Source organism: Burkholderia sp. SIMBA_051, assembly GCF_046534915.1.
Classification (GTDB): Bacteria; Pseudomonadota; Gammaproteobacteria; order Burkholderiales; family Burkholderiaceae; genus Burkholderia; species Burkholderia ambifaria.
On record NZ_JAWRXS010000165.1, the window covers coordinates 1 to 294 of the forward strand.

Genomic DNA, 294 nt, shown 5'->3' on the forward strand with positions numbered 1-294 from the left:
GTTCCATAAGGAGTATTGAGTGTTTCCCGAATTCCGCGAGCTTATCTCCCACCTCAAGATTCAGGACGATCATTTCGCCCGCCTCTTCAATCGCCACAACGATCTGGACCAGCAAATCAAGAATATGGAAGCCGGCATCGTGCCCGCGAATGGCATGGCCATCGAGCAACTGAAGAAAGAAAAGCTGCAACTCAAAGATTCGCTCTATCTGATTTTGCGCAAGGCAGCAGACGCGTAAGCGGCGGCCTCCGGCAGCGTGTCGCGCGCGGTTGCCGGTTACCGGTTGCCAGTTGC

The 294-nt window shown here is 54.8% G+C and carries 1 protein-coding gene; it reads left to right on the forward strand.

The annotated features are described in order from the left end of the window. The first annotated feature begins 19 nt into the window (after positions 1-19). Positions 20-238: a YdcH family protein gene (locus SB771_RS34020; protein WP_065059980.1), complete on the forward strand. Its 219-nt coding sequence runs from the start codon at positions 20-22 to the stop codon at positions 236-238. Positions 239-294 lie beyond the last annotated feature (56 nt).